Source organism: Hymenobacter oligotrophus (assembly GCF_003574965.1).
Lineage (GTDB): Bacteria > Bacteroidota > Bacteroidia > Cytophagales > Hymenobacteraceae > Solirubrum > Solirubrum oligotrophum.
This window is the reverse complement of the sequence record NZ_CP032317.1, coordinates 3,686,515-3,708,462: the sequence shown is the minus strand read 5'-3', so window position 1 is coordinate 3,708,462 and position 21,948 is coordinate 3,686,515. Positions and strand designations below refer to the sequence as shown.

Sequence of the window (21,948 nt, the reverse complement as noted above, 5' to 3'; positions counted from 1 at the left end):
CGGCTGCGGGGTTTTGCTTGGGTGAGTGAATGGTAGGAAACTAGGGTTGTAAAGCTACTTTGCCGCCGCCAAACTCCACGCTGGCCGAGAGGCCTACGGCGTAGGGGCGCGTACGCTCGCCCCACTGGCCGGCGGGGTTGGTGTTGAGGGTGCTCAGGCCCGCTTCGGCCTCGGGACCTAGGGATACCTGCCAGTTGCCACCGGCCGGGGCGAAGCGCAGACCAGCGCTGCCGCGGGCCGAGGTAAGCACGCGGCGGTAGGCGCCGTCGTTGCTGGTGGCTTGGTCGCCTACGGTGGTGCGGGTGCGCAGCAGCACGTTTACGGCGGCGCCCACGGCGGCGTACACCGATACCCCAGGCTTGCGGCCTTCGTAGCGCAGCTGCACCGGCACGCCGGCGGTGGTCATGGCGTAGCGGCCCTCCTGCTGGGCCTGGTTGGAGCGGTCGGCGCCGGGGTAAAACGTTTGGTACTGCCGGGGCGTCTCGCGCATGGTTTCGCCCGAAAGGTGCGTCATCTCCACGCCGGCGAGCAGCGTCCAGTGCTTCTTGCCCAAGCTAATAGCGCCGCCTAGGTGGCCACGCTGTGCCAAACCGGGCTGCAGCTTGGTAGGCGCGGGCGGCGGGGCCAAAAAGTTGGTCGTCGGGTCGGCTGCGCGCAGGGCCAGCCCCTCGCCGGTGGGGCTGCTTACGTTGGGCACGAAGCGCTCGGCCGCGTAGCCGCCGCGCCAGCGCCAGCGGCTGGGGCGCGTGGCTTCGTTGGTTTTTTCCTCGCGCTCGGGGCGCGGGGCGGCCTGGGCTACCAGCTGTTGCACCGGCACGGTTAGCAAGGCCCGCTTTACCGAGTCGGGGTTGAGCAAGGTGCCGCCGAAGCGGGCTTGCCGCAGCTGCGCGGCCATGGGCTGCAGCTCGGTGGCGGCGTAGCTACTGCCGTTGCCAGCAGCCGGCGCTTGGGCTTGGGCTATTGCCGTGCGGCTGGTGCTGCGTGAGCCAACGTTACGCGACTTCAGCAAGCCAGGCTGCTGCAGGCTGCCCTCGGCCGAACCGCCAAACGCTTGCTTGATTGCGGCAAGTGCACGGCCCGCTGCGCTGCGGCTTGAAGCGGCATCGGCCAGCACTTCCGCAGCACGGCGCCGAGCTACACCAGGCTGCATGGCAACACTCCCCACAGCGGCGTTGCCTAGGTTGTTGGGCGCTGCCGGTGCGCTGGCAGCCGCAGCGGCACCTAGGGCCCGGCGCGTAGCTCCGGGGGTGGCTGCGGTTGCTTGGCTTTCGGCCCCTAGGCGGTTGTCGGTGCTGGCAACGGAGGCACCGGCCAGGCCTTGCTGCCCTTCGGGTGTAAATACCGTTGCCGTAGCATTGCCGATGGGGTTGCCAGTGCCGAGGTTGTGCTGGGTATACCAACCGCCCAGGCCCAGCACGGCCAGCACGGCAGCGGCCGCGGCGGCGCGCCGGTAGCCCAGCAAACGCTTCCGGTAGCCTTGGTTTTCGCGCACCAGCAATTCGTGGTCGAGCTGCTCCCACACGGCGGCGCGGGGCGTTAGCTCGGCCTCGGCAAACCGCTGGCGGAACAAGTCCTCCAGGTTGCCGGTGGGCTGTTGGTGGTTGTTATTATTGGAAACGGGTGTCATTGCAACGTTGGTCGAGACGTTCGAGCTTGGCTTTGAGAATGGCCCGGGCGCGGGAGTACTGCGATTTGCTGGTACCCTCCGATATGCCCAGCATATCGCCAATTTCTTTGTGGCCGTAGCCTTCGATGGCAAACAGGTTGAACACCATGCGGTAGCGCGGGGCTAGCTCCTGCACCATCTTGAGTAATTCGTCGAAGGAATAGTTCGAGAGGATGAGCTCTTCGTCGGCTATGGCTTCGGGGTATTCGCTTTCGGTAACGGCCAGCATGGGCGCGTTGCGGCGGTGCTGCCGCAGCGCGGCGTTAATCATGATGCGCCGAATCCAGAACTCGAGCGGGCACTCGCGCCGGAAATGGCGCAGGTTGCTGAACACCGTCACAAACCCTTCTTGCAGCACATCTTCGGCCTCGAAAGTGGTTTGCGAGTAACGGGCACACACGGCCAGCATGCGGCTGGCGTAGCGCGTGTACAGCTCTTTCTGGGCCACGCGGCTGCCGTCGAGGCAGGCGTCGATCAGCTCGGCCTCGCTCCAGCGGCTCGAGGGCTGCAGCGGGCGGGCGGGCGCGGGCTTCACCTCGGGCTCAGCCGTTGCCGACGATGCCGAAAGCCCTCCCACCAGCCGCCCCAAGCTGGTGCCTCCAAAGGCAGCGGCCAAGGCGCTCATGCGTAGTGCCGGTTCAAGCGGCCGGTTCCGCAGCTAACCGGAGCCGCGGCAGCGCCGCACTCCTGTACTGGTAACGTGTTCCTCATACCCTGATGGTCCACCTGATAGTCGAAAGCAACCGGCGGTGTGGGCCGGCGTAGGTAAGAGTCGGGAGCCAGGCAAGCGGTTGCACCGGCCGGAAATATTTTCTGCGAAACTACGGGTTGCGCCGGCAAAGCCGGCGGCTACCGAAACCTTACTCGCAAATTGTATGTACGTACATATATTATTGCTTACCTTTCGCCTGCTTTCTTGTTCATCGAACCCCTAATACCTTATTTATGAAGACCCTGGTTTTGTTTTACTCCACCTACGGCCACGTCTGGACGTTGGCTGAAGCCATTGCCGCAGGCGCCCGCGAAGTGGAGGGCAACCAAGTTGACGTGATGCGCGTGCCCGAAACGCTGCCGCAGGAGCTGCTGGAGCAAATTGGCGCGGCGCAGGCCCAGCAGGCGTACGCCCACATTCCGGTAGCCAAGCCCGAAGACCTGGTGAATTACGACGCCATCATCTTCGGTACGCCCACGCGCTACGGCAACGTGGCCAGCCAAATGCAGGCATTCCTCGACGGCACCGGCGGCCTGTGGGCGAAAGGTGCGCTGGTAGGCAAAGTAGGCGGCGCTTTTGTGAGCACGGCCACGGCCCACGGCGGCCAAGAAACCACCATTCGCTCGTTGCACACCGAGCTGTTCCACCACGGCATGGTGCTCGTGGGCTTGCCCTACGCGTGGCAAGGCCAAACCCGTATTGATGAAGTAACCGGCGGCACGCCCTACGGCGCCAGCACCATTGCCGGCGGCCGCGGCGAGCGTTTGCCCAGCGAAAACGAGCTGGAAGGCGCCCGCCACCAAGGCAAGTACACCGCCGAAATTGCCAGCAAGCTCGCCCGCCCCTAATCGTACCTAGGGCTTGCTACCACATGAAGCGGGCCGGATGCGCTGTTTGGTGCATCCGGCCCGCTTTCGTTTTCCCGTAACTCCGTATTACAGCAGGTTGTACGCCCTAATGGTAGCCGCAAAGGAGTCGCGGTAGGTGTCGCCAATGGGCAGCAGGCGGCCGGCCACCTGCACTTTGCTGCGCTCCACGTGCTCGATGTGGTTGAGCGCCACGATGTACGACTTGTGTATGCGCGCAAACCGATCGGGCGGCAACACCTCCTCTACCCTTTTGAACGATTGCAGCGTGAGGATTTTGCTACCTAGGGTGTAAATCATGAGGTACTCCTTCATGCCCTCGATGTAGAGGATGTCGTTAAAGGCGACGCGCTGCAGGCGGTGCTCGTTTTTCACGAACATGGCATCGGGCACCACGGGCACCGGCGCTGTTTCGGCCAAAGCCGGAAGCGGCGGGGCCGCTGCGGGCGCGGCCGAGGCCGTAGCTGGTGCCTGCCGCACTTTGTTTACGGCCTGCACAAACCGCTCGAACGCAATGGGCTTCAGCAGGTAATCGGCTGCGCTCAGCTCGTAGCTCTGCACTGCGTACTGATCGTAGGCGGTGGTGAAGACAACCTTGGGCCCCGGGCTGGGCAGCAGCTGCACCAGTTGCAAGCCCGTAATGCGCGGCATGTGAATATCGACGAACACCACGTCCACGGGGTTGTCCTGCACAAACGCCAAGCCCACCAGCGCATCGTGAAACTGCCCCTTCAGCTCGAGGTACGGCACCTGGGCGCAGTAGCCGGCGAGCAGGTCGAGGGCTAAGGGCTCGTCGTCGATGATGACGCAGGTAAGCTTGCGGCTGGGCGTAGCGTTGTCCATAGGCACTAAGATATTGGTAGGTAAGTGTAGGCACCTAGGCCGGCAACAAGGTTAGCTCCACGCGGTGTTGCCCGGGTTGCTCACTGATGTGCAGGTGGTGCCGCTCGGGGTAGAGCAGCTCGAGGCGGCGGCGCAGGTTTACGAGCCCTACCCCGCCCGGCTGCTCAAGGCCTTGGCTGGCTGGAGCGGGTGCGGTGGCGTTTTGCACGGCAAAGTGCAGTACACCCTGCGCATCGAGCACCAACTCAATTACTACTGCTGGCCGCGCCGTGAGGTCGCCGTGCTTAAAAGCATTTTCCACCAGGGGCTGCAGCAGCATGGGCGCAATGGGGTAGGCTGCATCGGGGCTGAGCCCGGCGGTGCTGAACACGATGGCATCGGCGCCGTTGGCGGGCAGGCGCAGGCGCTGCAAATCCAAGAAGCTGCGGAGGTGGTTAAGCTCTTTGCTCAACGGCACAGCATCAGCAGCGCTTTCGTAGAGCATGTAGCGCATGATTTCGGACAGGCGCAACACGGCCTCGGGCGCCCGGTCCGACTTCTGGCTGGCCAGCGAGTAGATGTTGTTGAGCGTGTTGAACAAGAAGTGCGGGTTTACCTGCATTTTCAGCAACGACAGCTCGGTGAGCAGTTGCTGGCGCTCCAGCTCGCGGCGGTTGCGCTGAGCCAGCAGGTAGTCGCCCGTTACCTTCAGTCCCGAGCTGATGAAGATGATCATCAGCCCAAACACGATGAACTGAAATAGCACAGGTAGCCAATACTTCTGTAGTTCGGTGGTTAAGGCTGCGCTGTTGACCAGCCACGAAGCACCTAGGCGCAGCGGCGCATACAGCAACAGCAAACCTAGCACTCCCAGCACGTAAGCCCCGAGGCGGTTCCGGGCCAAGGTGCGTGGTATAAGCACCACCCAGTTGAGGTAAAAGATAAGCGAGGCGATGGTATCGTAGAGTAGCGCCCGCAGTACCATCATCTCGGTGCTGGGCGGGTTTTTGCCGTTGAGGGATGAGTAGCTGTGCAATACGTCCGATATCACCAGCAGCACCACCCACAACACGTGCACCCAGGCCGGCACGCTGGCTAGGCCGGGCGCGTTGGGCCACCACTGTAGCTTGGCAAAATAGCGCAGGCGGCGCCCGGAGGAGGGCTGCGTAGTAGCCGATGCCGGTAATGAGGCCGAAGTAGCAGAGTATTCCACGCTCGGAAGATAGCGCGGCCACCCGATTGCGCCTAGGTGTTTTCAACCAACGGGGCATTTGCCACCCTCAACCACCTAGGGCCGGCCACCAACACTGCCCGTGGGAAGCGGAACCTGGTTGTGGAGCCAGGCGCAGCGGTTGGAGGGTCGAAATCAGGCGTTTCGGCTGGCAATACAGGGCTTGGTCGAAAAAGCCAGCAAGCGCAAAATCGGCCGCCTAGGTTTGGGTCAGTTCTTCGCTCAACCACTGTTGCCATGCCCACAGCCGAACTACTCGCCGAAACCAGCCACCTCTCCTTCCGCTTTGGCCAGCGCCAAGTGCTACACGATGTAAACCTACACGTGCCACAAGGCAGCATCTACGGTTTTCTGGGGCCGAACGGCGCCGGAAAAAGCACCACCCTGCGCATCCTGCTGGGCTTGCTGCCCAGCCCGGCCGGCTCGGTGCAGCTGTTTGGCCACGACCTAGGGCGCCACCGCCTGCAGGTGCTGGACCGAGTGGGCGCCCTCATCGAAATGCCCTCGCTTTACGACCACCTCTCGGGCCTGCAAAACCTGGAGGCCACGCGCCGCCTGCGCGGCCTGGCCAAGGGCCGCTCCGAAGAGGTGCTGGAAGTGGTAGGCCTGACAGCTGATGGGCACCGGGCAGCCGGCGAGTACTCCCTGGGTATGCGCCAACGACTAGGCTTGGCCCTAGCCCTGCTGCCCGACCCCGAGCTGCTCATCCTCGACGAGCCCACCAACGGCCTCGACCCCACCGGCATTATCGAGGTGCGCGAGCTGCTGCGCCGCCTGCAGCAGGAGCACGGCAAAACCATTCTGCTCTCCAGTCACCTCATCAGCGAAATTGAGCGCGTGGCTACCCACGTGGGCGTAATTCAGCAGGGGCGGTTGGTGTTTCAGGGCAGCTTGGCGGCCTTGCAACACCGGCAGCACGGCCACACGCAGCTCATCATCGAAACCGACGACGCGGCCACCTGCCGCAACCTGCTGCCCCAAGACCTAGGCGCCGCCACCGTGGTGGGCCCCGGCACGCTGGCTTTGCCCTACCACTCGCAAGAGCAAGCCGCCTACTTAGCCCAGCAGCTGGTAGCTGCGGGCCAACCGCTGTACGGCTTGCGTTGCCAGCAACAGAGCCTCGAGCAAACCTTCCTGCACCTCACCGAAACCGCTACCGCCCAATGAGCCTTGCCCTACCTTCCGTTGCCTCACCCTCGTTTGCCCAACAGCTAGCCCGCAGCCTCTCGGCCGATGCGCTTAAGCTGCGCCGCACGGCTGCCTTGTGGCTGGCCCTAGGTAGCGGGGCGCTGCCGGTGCTGCTGTCGTTCTGCATCTACTACTTCAAGGGGCATCAAATCCTGAAGCCGGGCCAGGCGCCGTGGGCCTCGTACGTGATGCAGAACTGGCAAACGGCCACGGGCTTGCTGCTGCCGCTGTTTGTGGTGCTGCTCACCAGCCTGGTGCTGCACATCGAAAACAAAGCCAACGCCTGGAAGCACTTGTACGCGCAGCCGGCCAGCCGTTTGGCGCTGTTTAGCAGCAAGTTGCTGCTGCTGCTGGGCCTCAACTTGCTGGCGCAAGTGCTCTACGCGGTGCTGCTGGTACTGTCGGGGTATTTGTTGGGCGTGCTGCGGCCCGAGCTGCACTTTCTCGACCATGCTGCGCCCGTGCAAGCCGTGGCTCTGCAACTCTCCCACACGTACTTGGCTACCCTAGGTATTCTGGCGCTGCAATACCTGGCGGCGCAGTGGTGGCGCTCGTTTGTAGCCCCGGTGGCCATTGGTATGGGGTGCGTGGTAGCGGCCCTAGCGCTACTCCGGTGGGAGCACATCGCGTGGGTGCCCTACGCCTCGCCGCTGCTGTCGCTCGGCAATTTTGTACCGGGACGGGCAGAGCTTACAGTCGCCTCAAAACTGCCCCTCAACGAGCTAACCTCGTTGGCCTGCTTTGCCGGTACCCTGCTGGTGGGTTACGTGGCCATGGGCTTCCGGCACGAGCGTGTGAAATAGCATTGGTAAAAATTTCAGAATAGATGCAGCCTTTCCTATACAGCCCCGATCCTTGGGCAGTTGAGCTAAAGCCAGTACCGCATCCTTAGGTGATTGATCAGCAATAACAGCCGTTGGACTTCTGCGAGCAGTTATTGAAATAAACATTACAAGCTACCTTGCTTAACAAAGTACATACCTGTACTTTTGCCTCCGCAAACTGCACTCATGCCTGATTACGCAAGCAGTTGCAGCAGCGCGAGTACTACGTAGATATCCCGCAAACTGCACTCATGCCTGATTACGCCTGCTAACTGCGCGGGCACCCCTCCTCCCCAATTGCCTCGCTAATGCTTGGCCGGCTACTGCTATGCCTTGTAGCTACCTCCCCTCTTCTCTCTCCAGCCGCTACTGTACTACAACAATATGAAAAACGCCGTACTGCTTTTGCTCGCTTCGTCGGGCCTGCTTGCCGGCAATGCCCTTGCCCAAAACCCGGCTACTCGGCCTGCTGGCCCGCCGGCGGGTGCGCCCACAGGGGCTCCGGGCGGCGCCAGCGCCAAATCGCCGCTGCTGGCAGCGCCGGCCCCGCGCGGCAACGGCCGCATTAGCGGCAAGGTGGTAGACGCAGCAACCAAGCAACCGGTGGAGTTTGCTACCGTGGCCCTGCTGCCTGCGCAAGGCGAGCAGCCGCTCGACGGCGCCGTGGCCGACGACAAAGGCAATTTCAGCATCAAAGGCTTGGCCGAAGGCTCGTACCGCTTGTCGGTAAGCTTTATTGGCTACGGCAGCTTGGTGCAGCCCGTTACGCTGGCCGAGGGCAAAATGAGCCTCGACCTAGGCAACATTGCGCTGCAGTCGCAGGCAAAGCAGCTAAACGAAGTAACGGTAACCGGCGAGCGGCCCGTGGTGGAAAGCAAGCCCGACCGCTTGGTGTACAACGCCACGCAAGATGCTACCAACCGCGGCGGCACCGCCGCCGACGTGCTGCGCAAGGCCCCGATGGTGAGCGTTGACCCCGACGGCAACCTGCAGTTGCGCGGCTCGGGCAACGTGCGCGTGCTCATCAACGGCAAGCCCTCGGCCGTGGTGGCCGGCGACGTGGCCCAGGCCCTCAAGCAACTGCCCGCCGACCAGATCAAGAACGTGGAGGTGATTACCAACCCCTCGGCCAAGTACGACTCGGAAGGCACGGCGGGCATCATCAACATTGTGCTGAAGGAGAACAACCTGCAGGGCGTGAACGGCAACGTGGGCTTGGCTGCTGGCACGCGCAACTCCAACGCCAACCTAGGCCTGAACGCGCGCCGCGGCAAGGTAGGCCTTACGGCTGCGCTCAACGGCTTTGGCTTTTACGCGCCGGGCGTGCAGGGCGTCGACCGCGTGGACCGTGCTGTGGTAGCGGTGGAGCGCGACGCCAACGGCATCGAGAAGCGCATCATCACCGAAGGCTACCTGACGCAGCGCAACAACGGCTTTGGCGGCGGCGGCGGCGGCAACGGCCGCGTGGGCCTCGATTGGGAGCCCGCTCCGAACCATGCCTTCAACGTTACCTGGAACGGCAACATGTTCCGCAACCGCTTCGATGTGGACGTGCTGAGCCAATACCGCGTGGCCGAAGGCGAGCCGCTGAGCGCGCGCAACAACTTCGAGCGCGACCTGGCGCAGCAGTTTCGCACGCAGAGCTACGACCTTACGGGCTCGTACACGCGCAGCTTCGGCCAGCAAAGCCGCCGCGAGTGGACGGTGCTGGCCCAACACTCGCGCAACCGCAACCGCCGCTTCTACACCCTTGATGAGTTTGCCCTAGGTGGCTCCGACGCCGACGCGTACTACCGCGAGGAAAGCCCCAACATTGCGCGCAACCTCGAAACCACCATCCAAACCGACTACGTGCACCCGCTGTCGGACAAGCAAACGGTGGAAATCGGCGGCAAAACCATCATGCGCAACGTGCGCAGCGACTTCCGCCTCAGCAACGCCTTCGGTAGCGGCCCGCTGGTAGAAGACGCCCCGCGCACCAACGTGTACGACTACAACCAGGACGTGCAGGCCATGTACGCCACCTACGGCACGGCCCTAGGTAAAAAATACAACGTGCGCCTCGGGGGCCGCCTGGAGCGCACCGAGTTGGGCGGCAACTTTCAGGGCGAGGCCGACCGCTTCAGCACCGATTACACCAACCTGCTGCCCAACGTGTCGCTCACGCGCAACCTCAAGCAGCAAGGCTCCACGGTGCGCCTTAGCTACTCGCGCCGTATTCAGCGCCCCAGCATTTTCTTCCTGAACCCCTACCGCAACCAGATCGACCCGTACAACGTGCAGTTTGGCAACCCCAAGCTCGACGCCGAATTCTCGGACAACTACGAGGCGAACTGGAACACCTTCGTGAAGGGTTCGGTCATCAACATTACGGCGTACTCGCGCATCACCAACAACGCCATCGAGGCCAAGCGCGAAACCACCACGGGCACCGACCCGCAGGGCCGCGAAATTAGCATCGTCGAGACCACCTACGGCAACATTGCCCGCAACCAAACCTTTGGCCTAAACCTGTTTGGCTCGGTGAAACCCCTGCCCAAGTGGGACATCAGCGGCAACGTGAGCGTATACTACGTGTACTTGAAAAGCGGCGCGCTGAACACCTCGAACCGCGGCCTGGTGTATTCCACCAACATCAACTCGGGCTACAAATTTGACAAGGGCTACAGCCTGCAGTTCTTCGGCATGCTCAACTCGCCGCGCATTCAGCTGCAAGGCAAGTCGTCGCCGTGGCAGATGTACTCGTTTGGCCTGCGCAAGAACTTCCTGAAAGACAAAGGCGACCTGACGCTGAACGCCGATAACCCCTTCACCAAGTACGTGCGCCTCACCAACGATTTCCGCACGGCCTTTTCCGAGCAAACCAACACCACCAAGGTGTACAACCGCGGCGTGCGCCTGGCCTTTAGCTACCGCTTTGGCAAGCTCGAGAACAAGCCGCAACGCCCGAAACGCAGCATCCGCAACGACGACCAGAAAGCCGGCGACGGCGGCGGCCAGGGCGGCAACTAATTGGCCTGCACACGGGCGGCCCCGCTGCCCCCGAAGTGACAACCGACAGGCCAATAGCAACGGGCCGACTCTCGCAGGAGAGCCGGCCCGTTGGTGTTTTGGGGTGCGGCACGGCGGCTACCTAGGGCGTTAGCGGTTCCAGATTTTCCAGGCGGCCTCGGCTTGCAGGCACAGCATCTCGAAGCCGTTTTGCGCCTGTGCGCCCTGCGCCCGGCCGCGGCGCATAAACTCGGTTTCGGAGGGGTTGTACACCAAATCGAAGAGGTAATGCTGGGGCGTCAGGGCCTCGTAAGGGATGGCCGGGCACTCCTCCACGCGGGGGTAAGTGCCCAGGGGTGTTGTGTTTATGATGAGCGTGTGCGCAGCCAGGAGTTCGGGCGTAAGCTCGGCGTAGGTAAGGCCCAGGGCCAACCGGTCGCGCGAGACAAACAGGTAGTGAATGTCCAGCTCGCGCAGGGCTACCTCCACGGCTTTGGCCGCGCCGCCGGTGCCCAGCACCAGAGCCGCGGCCCGCTCGGCGCGCAAGGGGTAAAAACGCCGCAGCGAGTCGCGAAAGCCTACGTAATCGGTGTTGTGGCCGATGAGGCGCCGCTCGGCATCGAATTGAATAACATTAACGGCCCCAATGCGTGCCGCTGACGAATCGAGGGCATCGAGGTAAGGCAGGATTTGCTCTTTGTACGGGATGGTTACGTTAAGGCCCTGCAAACTGGGCCGGCCGGCCACCAACCCGGGTAGGTCGCGTACGTGCTCCAGCTCAAAGGCCTCGTAGGTGCAGTCGTGCAGGCCTAGGTGCTCAAATTTTTGAGAGAAGTAAGTAGGCGAAAACGAGTGCACCAACGATTTGCCAATCAGGCCAAATTCACGAGCCATACCAAAACGGATTTTACCCCGAAAAAACAAAAAAAACCGCCCCGGCCAAAGTTAGCCGGGGCGGTTTTGCGCTTCGGAATGTGCAAATATTAACGAGCAGGCGAAGCAAAGCGCTGTTTCAGAAACTCCACCACCACGGGAAGTACCGATACGGCGATGATCAGCAGCGTGAACAGGCCAAAGTTTTTCTGGATGAACTCGATGCGGCCCAGGAAATAGCCGGCCATGGTGAGCGAGGTTACCCACACCACGCCGCCTACTAGGTTGTACGACAAAAATTTGCCGTAGCTCATGGTGCCCACGCCGGCAATAAACGGCGCGAACGTGCGCACGATGGGCACAAAGCGGGCGATGATGATGGTTTTGGCGCCGTGCTTTTCGTAGAACTGCTGGGTGCGCAATAGGTGCTCGCGCTTTAGAAAGCGGAAATCGCGCCGGAACACGCGCGGCCCGATGTAGTCGCCGATGTGGTAGTTGAGCGCATCGCCGAGCACGGCCGCTACAATGAGCAACACCATGAGCAGCACCACGTTGAGGGGGCTGTTGGGCAGCGCCGCCAGCGAGCCGGCCGCAAACAGCAGCGAGTCGCCGGGCAGGAAGGGCAGCACCACCACGCCGGTTTCGACGAAGATGATCAGGAACAGAATGGCGTAAGTCCAGACATCGTACTGCTGAATCAGCTCGGCCAGGTGCTTATCGAGGTGCAGGACAATGTCAACGAAGTCCTTGAGTATTTCCATACAGAGCGTAAGTTATCCTGCAAAGTAAATGCCTGGCGGCCAAAGCCACGCTGCCCCGGCTGCTGGCCTGCTTGGGGCGGCGGCTACCTAAGGCCGCGCGGCGCAACTTAGCGCGCTGCCGCCACGCGCCAAATCCGGTTGCCGGCGTCGTCGGCCACGAGCAAGGCGCCATCGGGGGCTACGGCCACGCCCACCGGCCGGCCGTACACTTCGCGCGTTTGTTCGTTGGCCACAAATCCCGTCAGGAAATCGGCGGGGCGGCCCGCAGGCTTGCCGTTGCCGAAGGGCACGTGCACCACCTTATAGCCCGAAAACGCCGAGCGGTTCCAGGAGCCGTGCTGCCCAATGAAGGCCCCGCCGCGGTAGCGTTCCGGAAACGCATCGGCCCCGTAAAACGCCAGCCCCAACGACGCGGTGTGGGGCCCTAGGTCAACCTCGGGCGCTATCGACTGCTGCACCAGATCGGGCCGCTCGCCCTTGCGGCGGGGGTCTTCGTGCTGGCCAAAGTAGGCGTAGGGCCAGCCATAAAAGCCGCCTGCGCGCACGCTGGTGAGGTAATCGGGCACCAGGTCGTCGCCCAGCTCGTCGCGTTCGTTTACGGCCGTCCAGAGCACTTTCGAGCGCGGGGCCCAGTCCATGCCCACAGGGTTGCGCAGGCCGGCGGCAAACACGCGCTTGCCCGAGCCGTCGGGGTTGATTTCGAGGATGAGGGCGCGGCCGCGGTCTTCTTCTTCGCCGTGCTCCATCACGTTCGAGGCCGACCCAACGGACACGTAAATTTTGGAGCCGTCGGGCGAGGCCAGCAAGTTGCGCGTCCAGTGGTTGTTGTAGCCGCCCACGGGCAAATCCAGAATTTTCTCGCCTTTGGCGGCAATTGTGGTTTGGCCCGGCTGGTACGCGAAGCGCAGCACGGCGTCGGTATTGCCCACGTAGAAATAGTTGCCCACGATGGTCATGCCGAAGGGTTGGTTAAGCCCCGTCAGGAAGGTTTGGCGCAGCTCGGGCTTGCCGTCGCGGTTGGCATCGCGCAGCAGCGTGATGCGGTTGGCACTGGTTTCGCGCATCGAGCGCGACTCCTTCAGCCCTTCTTTCTTCTCGCCTTTGGCCGACGACGTTCGGGGTACCGTGTTCGATTCGGCCACGAAAATGTCGCCGTTGGCGGCCACGTACATCCAGCGCGGGTTTTGCAGGTCGCGGGCGTACTCGGTTACCCTGAAGCCGGTTGGCGCCGTGGGCGTTTTGCCGGCCGGCCACCCGATGACTTTGCTAAACTTTTGGCTGGAGGGCGTGGCGTACGGCTCGGGCAGGCCGGCGCCGCCCTGCGGCGGCTGCGCGGTGGCAGGGGCGGCAGTCTCTGCGTTGGTATTAGTTTCGGGTTGTTGTTGCGAGCAACCGGCCAACGCGGCGCAGGCTCCAACCAACAACAGGTGCGGCAACTGTTTCATGGTAGGCTCAGTGGGTGAACCTCCAGTAGTACTGCCTTTTGGGGGCAGGGTTGCCCGTATGGTGCTACCGCTGGGCTTGGGCCCCAAGCAGGAAGAGCGCCGGCGTGGCAAAGCGCTTTTTCCAGGATCCTTCGTTGTGCGCGGCGCCCGCAAACTTTTGCGTTTGCCAGTGTTGGGCATCGTAGCCTTTGGCGCGCAGCAGGCTGTCGATGCGCAGTTGGTGCACCTCGTAGCGGGCATCGAGCGTGGCGGTACCGTAATCGAAATACAACCGCGGGCGGCGCTTGCCGGTCGGCAGTTTAGCAGCCAGGTAGCGCAGCATGGCGTTGGTAAAAGCGGGCGTGTTGTCTTTCAGGCTCAATGGCCAGTGGGTTGATACGCAGGCGGCACCCCCAAACACCCTGGGGTACTCCATGGCGGCGTACAACGAAATCAGCCCGCCCATGCTCGAGCCAGCAACGAAGGTGGCGTTGCGGCGCTTATCGGTGCGGTACTGCCCGTCGATGTAGGGTTTCAGCTCCTCCACGATAAAGCGCAAGTAAGCATCGGAGAGCGGCTGCCCGGGCCTTTCCTGCGCCAGCTGCTCGCGGCGGGCCGCGGGCAGCAGTTGGTAGGGCTTGGCGGGTGCGTACTCGGCAAAGCGCAAATCGGTGTTCCAGATGCCTACCACAATGGTGTTGCGCACTTGCCCACCTAGGGCCGCGAGCGTGCTATCCACTTCCCAGGCGGTGCCGCCGTAGGCCGTGGCGGGGTGGTACAGGTTCTGGCCATCGTGCATGTACAGCACGGCGTATTTGCGCCCGGGCTGCGGGTAGCCGTCGGGCAGCCACACATCCACGTGGCGGGGCTTCACGTGCTTCGACTGAAAATCGGCGAGGTGCACCACCCGGCCGGGGTCGCGCGGGTTGTCAGCCCGAAAAGCAACCAGCAGCAGGCAAACCGCCGCCAACTGCAGCGCGCGGCGGTACCCGCGGAAATACGTGTAGGGCATGAGGCTAAACAACAGAACGCTTACCTAGGGCTTGGCCAAATTACACGCCCCGGGCCACAAAGTGGCAAAAGCACGGCGCTGCCGCCTAACGCGGGGCGAGGCGCGCGTAAATAACGGAGTCGAGAAACTGCCCGTTGTAGTAGAAGTTTTCGCGAAAGTAGGCTTCCTGCACAAAGCCGTGCTTTTCGAGCAGCCGCCGCGAAGCCGCGTTGTCGGGATTTACGTTGGCCTCGAGGCTGTGCAGCCCTAGGTTCTCGAAGGCGTAGCGGCATACCTCCGTTAGGGCTTCGCCCATGAGCCCCTGCCCCCACAAATCGGGGTGCAGCAGGTAGCCCAGCTCGGCGCGGTGGTGCTCGGCCGATATATTCCAGGGGCCAATGGTGCCTACTATTTCGGCACCGTTGGGCATGCAAATGCCCCACATTACGCCTTTGTTGGCGGCAATCAGCTCGTCGGTGCTTCCGATCAGCTCCAAAGCCTGCTGTTCGGTAGTCATCGGTTCGCGGTCGAAGTAGCGCATCACGCGTTCGTCGGAGCGCAGTTGCAGCAAAGCGGGCGCATCGGTAGGCACCAAGCGGCGCAGGCGCAAGCGCGCGGTGCGCAGCTCGGGCACGGGCGAAAGTTGAATGGTAAGCATAAACAAACCTACCGGTTTTGGGCTGCCTGCGCTGCAAACCCAATGGGCACCTAGGCGCCACAGCAGCCCCACCAACAAAAACGCAGCGCACCCAGCGGGTGCGCTGCGTTTTTGTTGGTGGGGCTGCTGTGCTAGCCGCGCGGCATGGAGGTACCGGGCTTGGCGCCGGGTTTCTCCGAAGGCTTAAACATCGGGTCGACGGCATCCATATCTAGGAAGTGCGAGAACGTGTCGCCGCGCAAACCCAACCGAATGGTTTCGAGACTTACCACTTCCGACGGCGCAATGTTGCCGAGGTTAACGTTGGCGCCGAGCAGCTTCACGAACCACACTTGCTGGGCTTTCTGCGGGGCTTCCCACAAAATGCGCTCCGACGGAATCTTGGTCAGGATTTCTTCTACCAGACCCGAGCGCACCTCGCCGGTGCTGCGGAACAAGCCTACGTTGCCGCCCTCGCGGGCTTCGCCAATCACCTTTACCGCGCCGGCTTCCAACTCGGTTTGCATCTGGCTGATCCATTTGTAGGGCGGGATGATTTTCTCGGCGTCCTTCGAGCCTACCTCCGACAATACCTTCACCTGCCCCGACAGCTGCCGGATGAACTCGCATTTCTGGTCGTGGTCGAGCTCAATCGAACCGTCCGACACCTCGGCGTACTCCATGCCGAATTGATCGAGCAGGCGGCGGTAATCGTCGAACTGCCCGCGGATGATGAAGGCCTCGAACAAGGTACCCCCGAAGTACACCGGAATGCCGGCGGCCTTGTAGGCCTCCAGCTTGGGGCGCAGGTTGGGCGTCACGAACGACGTGGCCCAGCCAAGTTTCACAATGTCGGTATACGCCGCCCCTACCTCCAGAAAGTCTTCTACTTCGCGCACGCTCAGGCCTTTGTCCATTACCATGGTGAAGCCTTGCTCGCGGGGTTTCTGGGTGCGTTCGGGGATTTGGGTAAGATCGTAGTTCATTCCTGGGGTCTTGGGAACTTGGGGTCGTGGAGGCTTGGCCCCACCGACCTGGCCAGACTGCGGCCGCGCAAAAGTAGCCAAACCAACGGGTACAAAAAGAAACCGTCCGCTTCGGCCTTATCTTGGACGAAGCGGACGGTGTAGTCAGCCGAAACTTGCCCAGATAAGGCAGGCCCCAGGCTTACTTGCGGTATTGCTCAATCAGCCGGGTGAGGGCGCGTTGCTGCTCCAGCTCCGGAAAGAACTCGAACAGCAGCTTGTGCTTGTCGAAATCCAACAACAGGGCATTTTCGAGTACATCGTACGCCTGGCGGTAGCGGCCGGCCGCCAGTTGGTAGGCGCACAAGCGGTAAAGCAAGTCGGCCTCGGTGGGCAACAGCTCGGCGGCTGCCTTCATCAAATCAATAGCCGCGTCGTAGTTGCCTTGCTCGTACAAAATAGCGCTCCAGTTTATCCAACCTTCGGGCATTTCGGGCGCCATCTGCGTGGCTTTGTCGTAGGCCTCGATGGCGCTTACCACGTTGCCCACTTGGTATTCGGCGTTGGCCAGGGCCAGCCAATACTCGCCGCTTTCCTCGTACAGACTCACGGCTTTGCGGTAAAAGTGCAGCGCTTCAAACCAATGTTCTTGCGCATCGAGCACCACACCAATGCCAAACCACGCCTCGTCCATATCGGGGTCGATATCGAGGGCCTGGCGGTAATAGCGGCGGGCGGCATCCCACTGGCGGAGCTTTTCGTGGCACTCGCCAATGTTGCATAGCGCTTCGGCGGTAGGTTTGCCTTCTTCAAAGCTCAGCTGAAATTCCTCGATGGCGCGCTGGTATTCCTCCATGCTCACGAAGGCGCTGGCCAGGAACGCATGCGCTTCGTAAAACTTCGGGTCGATGACGATGGCATAGTCGAACGCCTGCGCGGCGTTGCCAAACTGCCCGGCCTTGTAGTAGGCTTGCCCTAGGTTGTACCAGGCAATGGCCGAGTACGGGTCTTCGTCGGTAAAGCGCCGGAAAAACTCTAGGTTTTGCTCCAGCCGCCCCGATACCTCCAAACAGAACAGCAGCTCCTGCACGGCGGCGTCGTTGTCGGGGTTGATGCGCAAGCTTTGCTTGTAGTTGCGGGCCGCGCTCTTAAACTTCTGCCACTGCTGGTAGGCCAGCCCTAGGTTAAAGTAAATGTCGTCGCGGTCGGGAGCCCGTTCAATGCCTTGCTGAAAATAGCCTACGGCGGCTGCGAAGTCGCCTTGCTGTGTGGCAATAATGCCGCGCGTAACGGGCACGTCGGCGCTGTCGGGCTCGCGCCCGGCTACTTCATCTATCTGCTGCAAGGCTTGCTGGTACTCGCCGCGCATGGCCAGCACCTGCGCGCGGTCGATGAGCAGCTCCGTGGAAAACGGGTATTGCGCAACCGCTGCTTCGCAGGCCTGCAAGGCTTTATCGAACTGGGCCGTGGAGGTATAATGGTCGATGATGTTCTCGAAATCGGTCAGATCAAAGAACACCGGCTCGCCTTCGGCAATCATGCGCTCAAAGCGGCGCACCGTTGCCAATACTTCGTCCTGTTCCTCAGAGTGTTCGTTCATTCTCATGTTAGCAGCAAACGGACGCGGCGGCGGGCAGCGGCCGGCATCCCTCTTCTGTACGGCTTGCCAATAATTGCCGGCAGGCCCTAGGGTTGTACAACCCCGCTGGCGGGCGTGGAGTTCGGAGCAGCCATCAAACCGGCGCAGGCCCACTGTATTGTTTCCGGGAGTGGTCGGAAACGCATGCCAGTAGCTTGCTGCACCTTCGCGGCCTGGTACACCACCGGTCGGCGGCCCGCCCGGGCCGTGTCTTTGGTGATGAGCGGCCGCGAGCCGGTGAGCACGCCCCGGACGTGCTCGAACCGCCAGATAATTTCGGCGGCCCAATCGGGTACCTGCACCGTCGGAGGCTTTTTACCGAAGCAAGCCGCTGCCTGCCGAAAAAACTCGATCAGCGGCAGGGCACCGGCACTCAAAATGTACCGCTCGCCCGTCACGTCAAGCTCAAATGTCAGGCGCAGCATGGCTTCCACCACGTCGCGTACATCTACAAAATTAACGCTTCCTGGGGTGTAAAACGAATGCTCTTTGTAGGCGTACCGAAACAGTTGGGTGCTGCTCCGCTCCCAGTTGGTAGCGCCTAGTATTACCGCGGGGTTGACGATAACAGCCGAAAGGCCTTCGGCTACCCCTCGCCACACCTCTGTTTCGCCTAGGTATTTGGAGGTGGCATAGGCCGGGTGCGCGGCCCCTAGGTCCCATTTGGCCTTTTCGTCGAGCTTGGGCCCAGTAGCCGTGGCCGGTAACCCACCTAGCGCCGCCACCGACGACACGTGGCACAGCCGTATGCCCGGGCGCGCCAAGCACGCATCTACCACGGCAGCGGTACCTTCTACATTCACTTGCCGCAGCAGTTCGCCGTCTTGCGGCGCATACGACACCAGCCCGGCGCAATGAAAAACGTGCGTTACGCCGGCCGTGGCCTCGCGCAGCACCCCAGAGTCGCGCAAGTCGCCTTCCACCCATTCTACCTGCGCAGCGCCCTGCACGTGGCCGGGTATTTTTTCGCGGTACAACGCCCGCACGGCAAAGCCACGGGCCAGCAGCGCCGGTATCAGGTACGAACCAATTAAGCCGCTGCTGCCCGTTACAAATATCATTAGCTCAGAAAGGACCAGTAGGTGTGTTGCGTTTACTACAACTCGCGGTTGAGCAGCGGCAAGCGCAACAATTTGCCTACGTACTCGCTCTGTAGCACCCGCTGAAGCGAGTTGGTGTGCTTAAGGTTGTGCGCATCAGTGCCGGCAAAGTCAACCAATCCGGCATCGATCAGTTTTTCGGCCACGCGTTTCGCCCCGGAAGAGTAATACCCTACCAGCGAATTCAGGTTTAGCTGTAGCAGCACTCCGCCCTCCCGAATCCGCTCCAACTCGGCAAACCGGCCGTATAAATAAGTATACCGCTCCGGGTGGGCCAGTACCGGCTGGTAACCAGCTGCTTTCATCTCAAAAACAGCTTCTTGCAAATTGAAAGGCTCGTTGATGTACGACGTTTCGAACAGCAAATAGCGCTTATCGCCACCGAAGCTCAACAGCTGCTCGCCGGCGGCCAATTTGCGCGTCAGCGACTCATCCAGATAATACTCGGCGGCGCAGGCAAGCTCTACTGTACAACCGGCTGCGGTAGCGGCTTGTTGCAGCTGGCTCAACGCCGCGTGCACACCAGAGGGCGTGTTGCGGTAAAAATCGCCCATGATGTGGGGCGTCATCACCAGTTTGCGGTAGCCCAGGGCTTCCATGGCTTGTAGCAACTCCACCGATTGCTCCACCGACTCCGAGCCGTCGTCGAGGCCCGGCAGCAAGTGCGAGTGCATATCCGTACCTAACTCAGCGAATGCAAGTTCCGCTGCGTTGTTTCGCCGCCCAAAAAGCTTTTGAAGGAAGGAAGCCATGCGTGTATTACCGCAACTTACGAAAAGCGGCGACGCAACCGTGCTAGCAATCCTTTTGGTGCTTTCTCTTCCTCGTAATACCCATAACCAGTGCCGTAACCGTAGCCGTAACCATAACCGTAGCCGTAGGCTCCGCCCGATTGTGCATCGTTCAAAATAGTAGTCAGCTTCGTAAAGCCGCTACCGCGAACCAGCTTATTAATATTTTTCAGGAATGTCTTTTTAGAATACCCAGCCCGCACAATGTAGATCGGAATATCCACTTTGCGCATAATCAGCACCCCATCTGTTACCAATCCAACCGGCGGTGTATCGATAATTACAACGTCGTACTGCTGCTTAAGCTCTTCCAACATCCGATCGAATTGCGGGTGCAGAATAAGCTCAGAAGGGTTGGGCGGAGTTGGTCCTGCCGAAATAAAGTCCAGCGTCGGAATACTGGTACGTTGAATGCATTCTTGTACCGTATGTCGCTCAATTAGGATTGTGCTGACGCCCTTGGTGTTCTCAGCCTCAAACGCCAAGTTTACCTTAGGCTTACGCATATCCAAATCGATGATAACTACGCGTTGATCGGATAAAGCTATAATCCCACCTAAGTTGACAGCAACAAACGTCTTGCCCTCGCCCGATATGGTAGAGGTAATAGATATTAATCGCTTATGCCTGGATGGCGCTAAAAACTCGAGGTTAGTTCTGATTGAGCGTATTGCTTCCGAAATAGCTGATTTCGGATTTTTATCTACAATGAGTTTGGATACCGTAAGTTTTTCTTTGTCATAAGAAGGTACAACACCCAACACTGGAGCAACAGAACCACTTTCCAACTCGCGAAGGCTAGAAACTGAGTTGTGCAACAAGAACCGCACAGCTACTAAACCTAAGCCTAAACCAATACCGGCCGCTAAACCAATGGCGTACACCATTATTTTAATAGGCGAAATTGGAGCGGTGGGCAACGAAGCCGGCGACAGAATCTGGAAATCGGGTGTGGTACCCGCTTTCTGAATGCTGAACTCGACTTTTTTGTCCATCAGCATCAAATATGACTTCTCGTATAGTTCAAACGGCCGACGCAGCCGAGCCAGCTCGGTTTCTTTTTCGGGCAGCAATTGCAAACGGCTCTCAAATTCACGTTGCTGTCGATCGAGTTCCGCTAATTCTGATTGCAACAGCTGCCGGGCTTGTTGTAAAAGTCGTCCGATGCTGCGGCGCGTATAATCTAGCTGCTCTTGCTTAATTTGAACCGCTGTAGTAGTTGATTTATAAGATTCCAGTACACGATTCAAATCCGCTTGCTGATCGTTAAGCAGGGCAATTTGCTGACTTAGTTGAGCATCTTCCAACACGGTCAAGGCTGGAATACTCTGCTCAATGGTTTCGCCCTCGCGTGTCAGCACGCGGTTTTGCTGTACTAAGCTGGCTACTTCCGCTAAAGCCCCCGCTTTGCGTTGCAATTCCACCCGCTCTTCCTGCAACGCGGCCATCTTCTCAGCAATATTAGCAACGTCCGACTTTACGTCGTAGGTTTTGTTGCGGCGTACAAATTCCTGTAACGCCACTTCGGCTCCCTGCAGTTTATTCCTATTTTCATCCAGCTGGCCTTCTAGGAAAGCCAGTGTTTGCTGAGTCGCCAACGAATTTTTTGCAAGCTTTTCCTGTAGATATAATGTATCAATTTTATTGACAATATCTCTGGCCTTGCCTGGATTATGATCTTTAAAAGAAATGCCAATAGTATTGGCTTCGGGGTTGATGATTTCAACAGTAAGATTCTCACCTATATAACCCCAAACAGTTGCATCGTCGTGAATTACGAAGTAATAATTAACCCCAGCTTGGGGCGATTTATTAGTAGAATAAACAGAAATAGACGAACCCTCTATATTCAGGGTTTGATTGATTTTACCATTTACTTTTTGTTCTACGTCGTTTTTTCGATACAAAAGCAAAAAATGTTGTTCGTCGATGAAATTTATATATATTTTTTTGTTAAATAAAAAACCATCTTTAGTACTATACTGAACTCTGAAAGGCGTGTCTGTATATAACTCATTAGCCAGAACTGTTCCTTCAACAAAATACCCGACATTTAAATTAAGACTATCCTGAAGCTTACGATAAATAATATTAGATTTAATTAACTCAACCTCACCGGCCAAATTTTTAGAATTTTGCTGCGCTTCGGCAGCTCCACCCACAGCCCCTAAACCCAATACTGCTGTTTGAGTTTTTTGGTCGATCTTCAGAGTTGATGACGATTGATAAATTGGCTGGGTGTAACGTAAATACAACCATGCAGCAGTTACACCCAAAAGCACCAGCAAAATCATCCACGGCAGGCTGCGGCGAACCACCATCAGCAATGTGGAGATATCAAACGCAGTGTCGGTTTCTTCTTCCTGCCCTTCCGTACTGCCAGCCGATCGGATTAGTTCTTCCAACTCGGCTTCTTTATCTATTGCCATAAAACTCTTTTCAGGCCGCAAATGCTTGCTTGTCTCCT

Annotated in this window: 18 protein-coding genes; 4 read left to right on the top strand and 14 right to left on the bottom strand. The window is 60.0% G+C overall.

The genetic code is table 11. The annotated features are described in order from the left end of the window. Positions 1 to 40 precede the first annotated feature (40 nt). Together D3Y59_RS15890 and D3Y59_RS15885 are read right to left on the bottom strand one after the other, a co-directional pair. Positions 41 to 1,627, bottom strand: coding sequence for a hypothetical protein (locus tag D3Y59_RS15890; protein ID WP_119445945.1), 1,587 nt, complete (start codon positions 1,625 to 1,627; stop codon positions 41 to 43). Continuing rightward, positions 1,608 to 2,291, bottom strand: a complete 684-nt coding sequence (locus tag D3Y59_RS15885; protein WP_119445944.1) for an RNA polymerase sigma factor — start codon at positions 2,289 to 2,291, stop codon at positions 1,608 to 1,610. The genes D3Y59_RS15890 and D3Y59_RS15885 overlap by 20 nt, the downstream gene beginning before the upstream one ends. A gap of 320 nt (positions 2,292 to 2,611) precedes the next feature. Here D3Y59_RS15885 and wrbA point away from each other — a divergent pair, with 320 nt between their 5' ends. Then, a complete protein-coding gene (gene wrbA / locus D3Y59_RS15880; RefSeq protein ID WP_119445943.1) occupies positions 2,612 to 3,226 on the top strand; it encodes an NAD(P)H:quinone oxidoreductase in 615 nt (204 codons plus the stop codon). Between the two features lie 87 nt (positions 3,227 to 3,313). Here the strand turns inward: wrbA and D3Y59_RS15875 are convergent, their stop codons facing one another. Together D3Y59_RS15875 and D3Y59_RS15870 are read right to left on the bottom strand one after the other, a co-directional pair. Then, positions 3,314 to 4,087, bottom strand: coding sequence for a LytR/AlgR family response regulator transcription factor (locus tag D3Y59_RS15875; protein ID WP_119445942.1), 774 nt, complete (start codon positions 4,085 to 4,087; stop codon positions 3,314 to 3,316). Between the two features lie 34 nt (positions 4,088 to 4,121). Then, a complete protein-coding gene (locus tag D3Y59_RS15870) occupies positions 4,122 to 5,279 on the bottom strand; it encodes a sensor histidine kinase (protein WP_119445941.1) in 1,158 nt (385 codons plus the stop codon). Between the two features lie 255 nt (positions 5,280 to 5,534). On the opposite strand from D3Y59_RS15870, the gene D3Y59_RS15865 reads away from it, so the two are divergent. The 3 genes from D3Y59_RS15865 (at position 5,535) to D3Y59_RS15855 (ending at position 10,321) form a co-directional block, all read left to right on the top strand. After that, complete coding sequence (locus tag D3Y59_RS15865) at positions 5,535 to 6,464, top strand: ABC transporter ATP-binding protein (protein ID WP_119445940.1); 930 nt, start codon at positions 5,535 to 5,537, stop codon at positions 6,462 to 6,464. Further along, entirely contained in the window at positions 6,461 to 7,288 is an 828-nt protein-coding gene (locus tag D3Y59_RS15860) for an ABC transporter permease (protein ID WP_119445939.1), read from the top strand. Before D3Y59_RS15865 ends, D3Y59_RS15860 begins: the two co-directional genes overlap by 4 nt. A 405-nt stretch (positions 7,289 to 7,693) precedes the next feature. Next, positions 7,694 to 10,321, top strand: coding sequence for a TonB-dependent receptor domain-containing protein (locus tag D3Y59_RS15855; RefSeq protein ID WP_119445938.1), 2,628 nt, complete (start codon positions 7,694 to 7,696; stop codon positions 10,319 to 10,321). Between the two features lie 129 nt (positions 10,322 to 10,450). Here the strand turns inward: D3Y59_RS15855 and D3Y59_RS15850 are convergent, their stop codons facing one another. The 10 genes from D3Y59_RS15850 to D3Y59_RS15805 all read right to left on the bottom strand — a co-directional run bounded on the left by D3Y59_RS15850 (position 10,451) and on the right by D3Y59_RS15805 (position 21,910). Beyond that, positions 10,451 to 11,194: a shikimate dehydrogenase family protein gene (locus tag D3Y59_RS15850; protein ID WP_119445937.1), complete on the bottom strand. Its 744-nt coding sequence runs from the start codon at positions 11,192 to 11,194 to the stop codon at positions 10,451 to 10,453. An 89-nt stretch (positions 11,195 to 11,283) separates the two neighbouring features. Beyond that, the gene (locus D3Y59_RS15845) at positions 11,284 to 11,934 is read right to left on the bottom strand and encodes a DedA family protein (protein ID WP_119445936.1); all 651 of its coding nucleotides are present in this window, start codon (positions 11,932 to 11,934) and stop codon (positions 11,284 to 11,286) included. A 107-nt stretch (positions 11,935 to 12,041) separates the two neighbouring features. Then, positions 12,042 to 13,379 carry a PQQ-dependent sugar dehydrogenase gene (locus tag D3Y59_RS15840; RefSeq protein ID WP_119445935.1) on the bottom strand — a complete coding sequence of 446 codons (1,338 nt, stop codon included), beginning with the start codon at positions 13,377 to 13,379 and terminating at the stop codon, positions 12,042 to 12,044. 64 nt (positions 13,380 to 13,443) lie between these two features. Continuing rightward, on the bottom strand, positions 13,444 to 14,370 hold the full coding sequence (locus D3Y59_RS15835) for an alpha/beta hydrolase (protein WP_119445934.1): 927 nt from the start codon (positions 14,368 to 14,370) through the stop codon (positions 13,444 to 13,446). An 85-nt stretch (positions 14,371 to 14,455) separates the two neighbouring features. Continuing rightward, entirely contained in the window at positions 14,456 to 15,007 is a 552-nt protein-coding gene (locus D3Y59_RS15830; protein WP_162910839.1) for a GNAT family N-acetyltransferase, read from the bottom strand. A gap of 131 nt (positions 15,008 to 15,138) precedes the next feature. Further along, positions 15,139 to 15,972 carry a phosphosulfolactate synthase gene (locus D3Y59_RS15825; protein WP_119445932.1) on the bottom strand — a complete coding sequence of 278 codons (834 nt, stop codon included), beginning with the start codon at positions 15,970 to 15,972 and terminating at the stop codon, positions 15,139 to 15,141. Between the two features lie 181 nt (positions 15,973 to 16,153). Beyond that, positions 16,154 to 17,551 carry a tetratricopeptide repeat protein gene (locus D3Y59_RS15820; protein ID WP_119445931.1) on the bottom strand — a complete coding sequence of 466 codons (1,398 nt, stop codon included), beginning with the start codon at positions 17,549 to 17,551 and terminating at the stop codon, positions 16,154 to 16,156. Between the two features lie 86 nt (positions 17,552 to 17,637). Continuing rightward, positions 17,638 to 18,651: an NAD-dependent epimerase/dehydratase family protein gene (locus D3Y59_RS15815; protein WP_119445930.1), complete on the bottom strand. Its 1,014-nt coding sequence runs from the start codon at positions 18,649 to 18,651 to the stop codon at positions 17,638 to 17,640. 35 nt (positions 18,652 to 18,686) lie between these two features. Further along, positions 18,687 to 19,364 (bottom strand): tyrosine-protein phosphatase, encoded by a 678-nt coding sequence (locus D3Y59_RS15810; protein ID WP_240410403.1) that lies wholly within the window; start codon positions 19,362 to 19,364, stop codon positions 18,687 to 18,689. A gap of 95 nt (positions 19,365 to 19,459) precedes the next feature. Next, positions 19,460 to 21,910 (bottom strand): GumC family protein, encoded by a 2,451-nt coding sequence (locus tag D3Y59_RS15805; RefSeq protein WP_119445928.1) that lies wholly within the window; start codon positions 21,908 to 21,910, stop codon positions 19,460 to 19,462. Between the last annotated feature and the right edge of the window lie 38 nt (positions 21,911 to 21,948).

Bases quoted from the DNA above. Each gene is read 5' to 3' on its own strand.
- wrbA (WP_119445943.1), top strand. From the start codon at position 2,612: ATGAAGACCCTGGTTTTGTTTTACTCCACCTACGGCCACGTCTGGACG.
- D3Y59_RS15825 (WP_119445932.1), bottom strand. From the start codon at position 15,972: ATGAACTACGATCTTACCCAAATCCCCGAACGCACCCAGAAACCCCGC.
- D3Y59_RS15815 (WP_119445930.1), bottom strand. From the start codon at position 18,651: ATGATATTTGTAACGGGCAGCAGCGGCTTAATTGGTTCGTACCTGATA.
- D3Y59_RS15890 (WP_119445945.1), bottom strand. From the start codon at position 1,627: ATGACACCCGTTTCCAATAATAACAACCACCAACAGCCCACCGGCAAC.
- D3Y59_RS15865 (WP_119445940.1), top strand. From the start codon at position 5,535: ATGCCCACAGCCGAACTACTCGCCGAAACCAGCCACCTCTCCTTCCGC.
- D3Y59_RS15805 (WP_119445928.1), bottom strand. From the start codon at position 21,910: ATGGCAATAGATAAAGAAGCCGAGTTGGAAGAACTAATCCGATCGGCT.
- D3Y59_RS15840 (WP_119445935.1), bottom strand. From the start codon at position 13,379: ATGAAACAGTTGCCGCACCTGTTGTTGGTTGGAGCCTGCGCCGCGTTG.
- D3Y59_RS15810 (WP_240410403.1), bottom strand. From the start codon at position 19,364: ATGCACTCGCACTTGCTGCCGGGCCTCGACGACGGCTCGGAGTCGGTG.
- D3Y59_RS15835 (WP_119445934.1), bottom strand. From the start codon at position 14,370: ATGCCCTACACGTATTTCCGCGGGTACCGCCGCGCGCTGCAGTTGGCG.
- D3Y59_RS15885 (WP_119445944.1), bottom strand. From the start codon at position 2,291: ATGAGCGCCTTGGCCGCTGCCTTTGGAGGCACCAGCTTGGGGCGGCTG.
- D3Y59_RS15820 (WP_119445931.1), bottom strand. From the start codon at position 17,551: ATGAACGAACACTCTGAGGAACAGGACGAAGTATTGGCAACGGTGCGC.
- D3Y59_RS15875 (WP_119445942.1), bottom strand. From the start codon at position 4,087: ATGGACAACGCTACGCCCAGCCGCAAGCTTACCTGCGTCATCATCGAC.
- D3Y59_RS15850 (WP_119445937.1), bottom strand. From the start codon at position 11,194: ATGGCTCGTGAATTTGGCCTGATTGGCAAATCGTTGGTGCACTCGTTT.
- D3Y59_RS15855 (WP_119445938.1), top strand. From the start codon at position 7,694: ATGAAAAACGCCGTACTGCTTTTGCTCGCTTCGTCGGGCCTGCTTGCC.
- D3Y59_RS15845 (WP_119445936.1), bottom strand. From the start codon at position 11,934: ATGGAAATACTCAAGGACTTCGTTGACATTGTCCTGCACCTCGATAAG.
- D3Y59_RS15860 (WP_119445939.1), top strand. From the start codon at position 6,461: ATGAGCCTTGCCCTACCTTCCGTTGCCTCACCCTCGTTTGCCCAACAG.
- D3Y59_RS15830 (WP_162910839.1), bottom strand. From the start codon at position 15,007: ATGCTTACCATTCAACTTTCGCCCGTGCCCGAGCTGCGCACCGCGCGC.